This is a genomic window from Kitasatospora cheerisanensis KCTC 2395, from assembly GCF_000696185.1.
GTDB lineage: Bacteria > Actinomycetota > Actinomycetes > Streptomycetales > Streptomycetaceae > Kitasatospora > Kitasatospora cheerisanensis.
The window spans coordinates 806412-812642 of record NZ_KK853997.1 but is presented as its reverse complement, the minus strand read 5'-3'; the positions used below and the strand labels follow the sequence as shown (position 1 = coordinate 812642).

The following is a 6231-nucleotide window of genomic DNA, read 5'->3' as shown; positions in this document are numbered from 1 at the left end:
GGCAGTCGGCGGGCGGCGGCGCCGTCCAGACGCTGCTGGCCGCGCCCGCCGCCCGCGGACTGTTCCGGGCGGCGATCTCGGCCTCCGGCGCGGTGATGCGCCCGCAGGACCGGGCCGCCGCCGAGGCCGTCACCCGCGCCTTCGCGGCCCGCACCGGCGTCCCCGCCACGGCCGCCGCCCTGCGCGACGCCACCGACGCCGAACTCCTCGCCCACCAGGACGCGCTCGCCGAGAGCGACGACCTGCCCCCGCTGCACCTCGCCCCGTTCGCCGACGGCGAGGTGGTCCCCGTCCCGGTGCCCGAGGCGCTGGCCGACGCGGAGGTGCCGCTGCTGCTCGGCTTCACCGCCGACGAGTTCGCCGCCCCGGCCGGCCAGGAGCCCCCGCCCTCGGAAGCCGAACTCCGCGGCCTGCTCGGCGCGTTCGGGCTGGACGAGGCCCGCGCCGCCCGCTTCCTCGCCGAACGCCCGGGCGCGGACGGCCGGGCCGCGATCACCGACTGGCTGTTCCGCGCCCCCGCGCTGGCCGTCGCCGAGGCCCGCGCCGAGCGCCGACGGCCCACCTGGCTCTACCAGTTCGACTGGTCGGGCAGCGCGCCCGGCCGCGCCGGGCAGGCCTACCACTGCACCGACCTGCCGTTCGCCTTCGACCTGCTCGGCGCCGAGGGCGTCGACGCGGCCCTCGGCGCCGAGCCGCCGCAGGCCCTGGCCGACGCCGTCCACGCGGCCTGGACCGCCTTCGTCCGCGACCTCGACCCGGGCGCCGGCTGGCCCCGTACGGCGACGGCCGGGCCACCATGCGCTGGACGGCCGAGCCCCGGGCGGAGCGCGACCCGCTGCGCACCGTCCGCGAGGTCTGGCTGCCCTGACGCGCCGTCGGCCCCCGTCCGGCGCGGACGGGGGCCGACGGCCAGGGGCCGTGCTACGCGGGGCAGTTCTCGTCGATCTTGTACTGGAGGGCGCTCGGGTAGTCGTGCCGGTTGAGGCGGACCCGGGCCAGGACCGGGGAGTGGTTGAGGTCGTTGCCGGGGTCGGCGAGGCTCCCGAGCAGGGAGTCGAGCTCGTCGTGGGTGGAGAGTTCGAAGCCGTGCATGCGGTCCTTCTCCGAGCCGAAGACCTCGGCGAGCTTCTCGTAGCGCCACGGGTGCAGCACGTTGTAGAAGTCGGCGCCGTCGGACTGCCTGCCCTTGAAGTAGCAGGGGGCGACCAGCATCTGCTCGATGCCGTAGAAGCCCTCGTTGTCCAGTACGAAGAACACCGGCGCCAGGTGGTGGCGGACCTGGGTGGACAGTTCCTGGCAGATCTCCTGGAACGAGCCGTCGCCGACGAAGACCAGCGGGCGCTTCATGGCCTGCTGCCGGCCCAGCGCCACGCCGGTGGCCGCGCCGACCGAGTAGCCGATGGACAGCCAGCTGTTCTGCGCCAGGTAGCCCGAGCGGTCGCCGATCCGCAGGTTCATCGAGCCGAGCAGCGCGAACGCCGCGTCGGAGACGACGGTGAACGGCGAGGGCGCGTTCGGGTCGCCGCCGGTGGCCCGGTTCTCCAGGAAGAAGTTGACGTGCTTGAAGAAGCTGTCGTACGTCAGCTCGGTCGGGTGCTCGTCGGAGCTCAGTGAGTCGAGGAACGCCGAGGTGGTGGCGGGGACGTCCAGGCCGGCCGCGCGGGCCAGCGCGAAGTGGTCGGCGGGGAAGGTCTGCCCCTCCAGTGCGGTCTTCAACGCCGGGATGAAGTGCCGGAGTTGGACGTCGGGGAAGTACATGGCGCCGACGCTCAGGCCGCCGCGCGCCGCCACGATCCAGTCGTCGCCGATGTTCTGCTCGCCGTTGAGGTTCTTGGAGGTGGACCAGGTGCCGAGCCCGATCCGGCAGCCGGCGTTCTTGAAGGTGTCGCGGATCTCCTGGAGGCTGGCCTTGCCGTTGTAGACGCCGGCGAACAGCGGGTGCCGTTCGGAGACCACGGACTTCGCGCCGACCGTGGTGCAGAACTGCATCCGGGTGGCCTCCACGAACTCCACCAGCTCGTTCTCCAGCCGCTGGCGGACGAGTTCCTCCCCGGCCCAGACGATCGGGGTGCCGAACTTCCGGATCAGGGCCACCGCCGCGGCCACCGCCTTGTCCAGGATCTGCCGGTTGCGGGCGGTGAACGGCCGTTCGTGCGCCCGGAGTTCGCCCTGCGGCGGCTCGCAGGGCGCCTCCCAGACGTCCTCCATGACTTCCAGGTAGACCGGCTTGCGCTCGGTCAGGCAGGCGGTGATCGCGCTGTCGATCTGCGAGGGCGCGAGCCCGGGGTTGGAGAGCACCTGGGCGTCCACCGTGACCTGCCGGTAGACGTCCAGGTTGCTCTCCCGGCGCGGGCTCATGTGCGAGGTGAGCAGGCCGACCGCCTGGAAGTTGAGCCACTGCTCGTACGACGGGCCGGCGTTGATCGCGATCAGCGGGATGTCCTCGACGTACGCGCCGCCGATGGTGTTGAGCAGGCTGAACGCACCCACGCTGTACGTCACCGCGACGGCCGCGACGCCCCGTTCGGCGTCGTCCGCGGCGGCGTCGGCGGCCCGCACCCGGGCGTAGCCGTCCGCGGCGTAGCCGGCGCCCATCTCGGTGGGGGTGCCGACCCAGCGCACGGAGGTGGTGTCCTGCATGATCGTCAGGAACGGGCCGAGGAAGTCCCCCGGCACGCCGAACAGGTGCCGGATGCCCAGCTGTTCGAGCCGGGTGGCCAGGTAGCGGCCGACCGTCCACTCGTCTTCGGTGCTCATCTGTGCGATGCCTCCTTCTGCTTCGGGGTTGACGGCGGGTCAGGAGCCGGTGGACCTGTTGGGCAGGGCCTTGCCCTCGGCGAGCAGCCGCAGGGTGCTGATCGAGGGGGTGAAGGCGTACAGCGCGCCGGTGGTGCGGACGAAGCGCCTCAGGTCGACCGTGCCGTGGGTGCCGTCCTCCAGTCCGATGGCGGCCTTCCCGGCGAGTCCGGTGACCTTGTCGAAGCCGTTGGGGACGTGCCGGTCGGCCTTCGGGTCGCCGGGGGTGAAGGCCGGGTCGTTGGACCAGTGCTGCTGGACGAGTTCGAACTGCTGCTCCAGCGAGGTGCCGTAGCAGACGAACATCAGCCCGCGGTCCTCGCCGTCGTCCTTGCCGCCGGTGAACGCGGGTCCGTACGGGATGCCGCGGCGCATCAGGCGGTGGCTCTTCGGGTGGTCGTCGTTGACGCCGGCGAAGGCCCGCGGGTGGGTGCGGCGGATGTGGGCGACCCACGGGGTGTGCCGGCCGGCGGGGTCGTTGGCGTAGTCGAAGTCGTTGCGGTCGGAGCCGAGGCCGGTGACGGTGCTGCCGGGCGGGGCGAGCGGGGTGCCGTCCTTGGCGCGGCCGACCAGACAGGCGCCGAGCCGGGTGGCGTCCATCGTCCCGGTGAACTCCTTGACGCCGTCGGCCACGGCCTTGTTCCAGCCCGCGACGTCCTGCCGCAGCCGGCGGACGACCTGGAGCGAGCCGTTCTTCATCCAGGCGGGGGCCTTGCGGTCACCCTGTTCGCTGCGGTGGCCGAAGACGAACTCGCCGGGCTCGATCAGTTCCGTCCCGGCGCGGTTGTCGCGGAAGCCCTTGCGCTCCGGGTCCTCCCGGTGGAAGTCCTTCACGCCGGGCTGGGAGATGCCGTCCTTGTAGCCGAAGTGCTCGTGGCCCTTGAGCGCGCCCGGCAGGGTGCGGCCCCGGTCGACGTGGACGCGGCCGATCCGGTGGGCGTGCTCGACGGCGTCGAGGTTCTTCAGCTTCTCGGTCAGCAGTTCCTCGGTGTCGGCGGCGACGATCAGCACCGCGTGCACGACCTGCTCGCCGGTGCCGGCGCCGAACAGCCAGGTCTTCGGGTCGCTGTCCCCGGTGTCGCCGAGGGCGGCGGCCCGGGCGGCGGCGCCCGCGCCGAACGCGGTGAACGCGGCGAGGTCCTTCCTGAGCTGCTCGGGCTCGGCGGCGACGGTCAGCAGCCCGTCGAAGGTGAGCGACACGCCGCAGCGGACGGCGGTGAGGGCGGGGTCGCGGCCGAAGGCGCGGCGGGCGAGCGAGAACTGCTCGTTGAAGTCCTCGGTCTCGCTGGTCGTCGCGACGGTGTTGAGGATCGCGGAGAGCCAGCCCCGGCCCTTGGCGGCGTCCGGGAAGTGCAGGTAGCGGAAGTCGGTGAAGTCCTTGTTGAAGGCCGCCAGGACGTTGCCCTGGATGTCGGTGTTCGTCCGCAGTTCCGGCTGCGGCAGCTGTTCGATGGACGGGACGGCGGTGGGGCGGGCGGAGGTGGTGGTCACGCTCGGGCTCCTCGGTGCAGGCATGGCTGATCACGCGGCGCGGTCGGCTCAGCACTCCACGTTGCTGGCTCGCCGGACGGCCTGCCAACCGGAGGTCGGCCTTTCGAAGCCCCGCGGAACAGGCGGGAGGCCTACGGGCGGGCCGATGGTGTGCCGTCGAACGGATCCGCCGGGCCGGGCCCGGGGCGCGCCCGTCGCTCACGGGTGGAAGGCTGGGGCGGGCCGAGCCGGCCGAAGAACGGCGGGTGATCGGTGAGGGTGCCGCAGTGGGAGCCGGTCGGGGTGATCCAGCGCTTCCGGCCGCCGGGGTGCGGTGTGCGAACCGGTGGACGAACGGTGTGTTTTCGATCGGGAGTGTGCGAGTCTGGCGCAAAAGTTGACCGTACGCAATCATGGGTGGCCACGGGTGGGCGTCTCCGGGGGCACGGTGGCGGGATTTCCGTTGCCCTGGCGCCGAGTTGACGCTCCCGTGGGGTCCGCTTTGCCTGCGCCGACCCGTCCTCCCGTGGCTGTCGAGGTGGGGACGGGACGACGCGCAGAGAGAAAGTCCGCATGCGAATGGCCTCGGTGGCGCAGCGGTGCGGGGCGTCGCCGGAGCGTCATGCAAGTGTTTGCGGAAATTCGCTGAAAGGCCGTTCGGGGCCATTGACGTGACGGATCGTCAGCTCGTACGGTCTGGCGTTGTCGTACCGGGCAGTAGCGCCGAGGGAGGCGCACCGGGCACCTGCAGCATGCCGCCGTCCGGGCGGCGTGGATCAACGCACACCAGTGGTCGGCGGGCGCCTTCGGCATGCCCGCACGGCGTCCGGGGGAGTCGGAAGGAGAGCGCGGTGAGCATCGCCATGGAAGCCGGAGCCGGCAGCGGCGCCCGGTTCACCGTGCTCGGCCTGCTGGCCATCGCGGACCGCCGCGAGACCGCCGTGCTCCAACCCTCCAAGCCCGCCTCGCTGTTGGCGGCCCTGCTGACCAGGCCGAACGCGGTCGTGCCGGTGGAGTCGCTGCAACGGGCGATCTGGGGCGAGGAGATCCCGGCCACCGCCAAGGCCGCCCTGCACTCCTGCGTGCTGCGGCTGCGCCGGCTGTTCGCCAAGTACGGGATCTCCGGCAGCACCATCGAGGCGCTGCCCGGCGGGTACCGGATGGCCGTCGACACCCGCACCCTGGACCTGCTGGAGTTCCGCGACCTGCTCGGCCGGGCCGACCGGGCCGCCGACCCGGCCGCCGAACTCGCCCTGCTGCGCTCGGCGTTGGCACTGTGGCAGTCGCCGCTGCTGGGCAACGTGCACTCCGACGTGCTGCACCGCGAGGAGGTGCCGCGGCTCTCCGAGGAGTGGCTGCGCACCGTCGAGCGGGTCTACGACATCGAGCTCGCGCTCGGCCGATGTCGCGAAGTCCTCGCCGAGCTCTGGTCCCTGGCCAGATCGCACCCGGCCCACGAACGCTTCTGGGAACAGCTGATCGAAGCCCTGCACCGGACCGGACGGCGCGCCGACGCGCTCGCCGAGTACCGCAGGGTCCGCGACCACCTGCACGACGAGCTCGGCGTCGAACCGGGCTCCGCCCTGCAACGCCTCGAACTCGCCGTCCTGCGCGGCGAATCGCTCACCCCCGACGCCGCCCCGGCCCTCCGCGGCGCCGCGGCCCTCGCGCCGGCGCTCCGCGGCACACCCGCCGCCGCACTCCACCGAGCCGCCGAACTCGCCGGCGGCCAGCAGGAGTCGACCGGCTCGGCCACCGGCGAGGTGGTCCTCGCCGGACTGGTGGAGGCCGGGCTGCTCGCCGAAGGCCCCTGCGGGCACTACCGCGTGCACGAGCTGCTGCGGGCCTTCACCCGGGCCGCGGCGGGCAGTTGGGCCCGCGCCCCCGGGGAACCGGCACCGGCGCCGCCCCCGCCCCGCGCCTGACCGCTCCCGTCCGTGCGGCACCGAGCCGCTCCGTTTCACG

Annotated in this window: 4 protein-coding genes; 2 read left to right on the top strand and 2 right to left on the bottom strand. The window is 73.0% G+C overall.

Annotation, left to right across the window (positions count from 1 at the left end):
- The coding region (locus KCH_RS03555) for a carboxylesterase family protein (RefSeq protein WP_167573983.1) at nt 1-983 on the top strand (983 nt) is incomplete at its 5' end.
- On the opposite strand, the gene KCH_RS03550 is transcribed toward KCH_RS03555, so the two are convergent.
- On the bottom strand, nt 922-2757 hold the full coding sequence (locus KCH_RS03550; RefSeq protein ID WP_035858857.1) for an alpha-keto acid decarboxylase family protein: 1836 nt from the start codon (nt 2755-2757) through the stop codon (nt 922-924). The two genes, KCH_RS03555 and KCH_RS03550, sit on opposite strands and share 62 nt — an antisense overlap.
- 39 nt (nt 2758-2796) lie before the next feature.
- Nucleotides 2797-4287 carry a Dyp-type peroxidase gene (locus tag KCH_RS03545; RefSeq protein ID WP_051652696.1) on the bottom strand — a complete coding sequence of 497 codons (1491 nt, stop codon included), beginning with the start codon at nt 4285-4287 and terminating at the stop codon, nt 2797-2799.
- Between the two features lie 830 nt (nt 4288-5117).
- On the opposite strand from KCH_RS03545, the gene KCH_RS03540 reads away from it, so the two are divergent.
- Nucleotides 5118-6191: an AfsR/SARP family transcriptional regulator gene (locus KCH_RS03540; RefSeq protein ID WP_051652695.1), complete on the top strand. Its 1074-nt coding sequence runs from the start codon at nt 5118-5120 to the stop codon at nt 6189-6191.
- Nucleotides 6192-6231 lie beyond the last annotated feature (40 nt).

Bases quoted from the DNA above. Each gene is read 5' to 3' on its own strand.
- KCH_RS03550 (WP_035858857.1), bottom strand. From the start codon at position 2,757: ATGAGCACCGAAGACGAGTGGACGGTCGGCCGCTACCTGGCCACCCGG.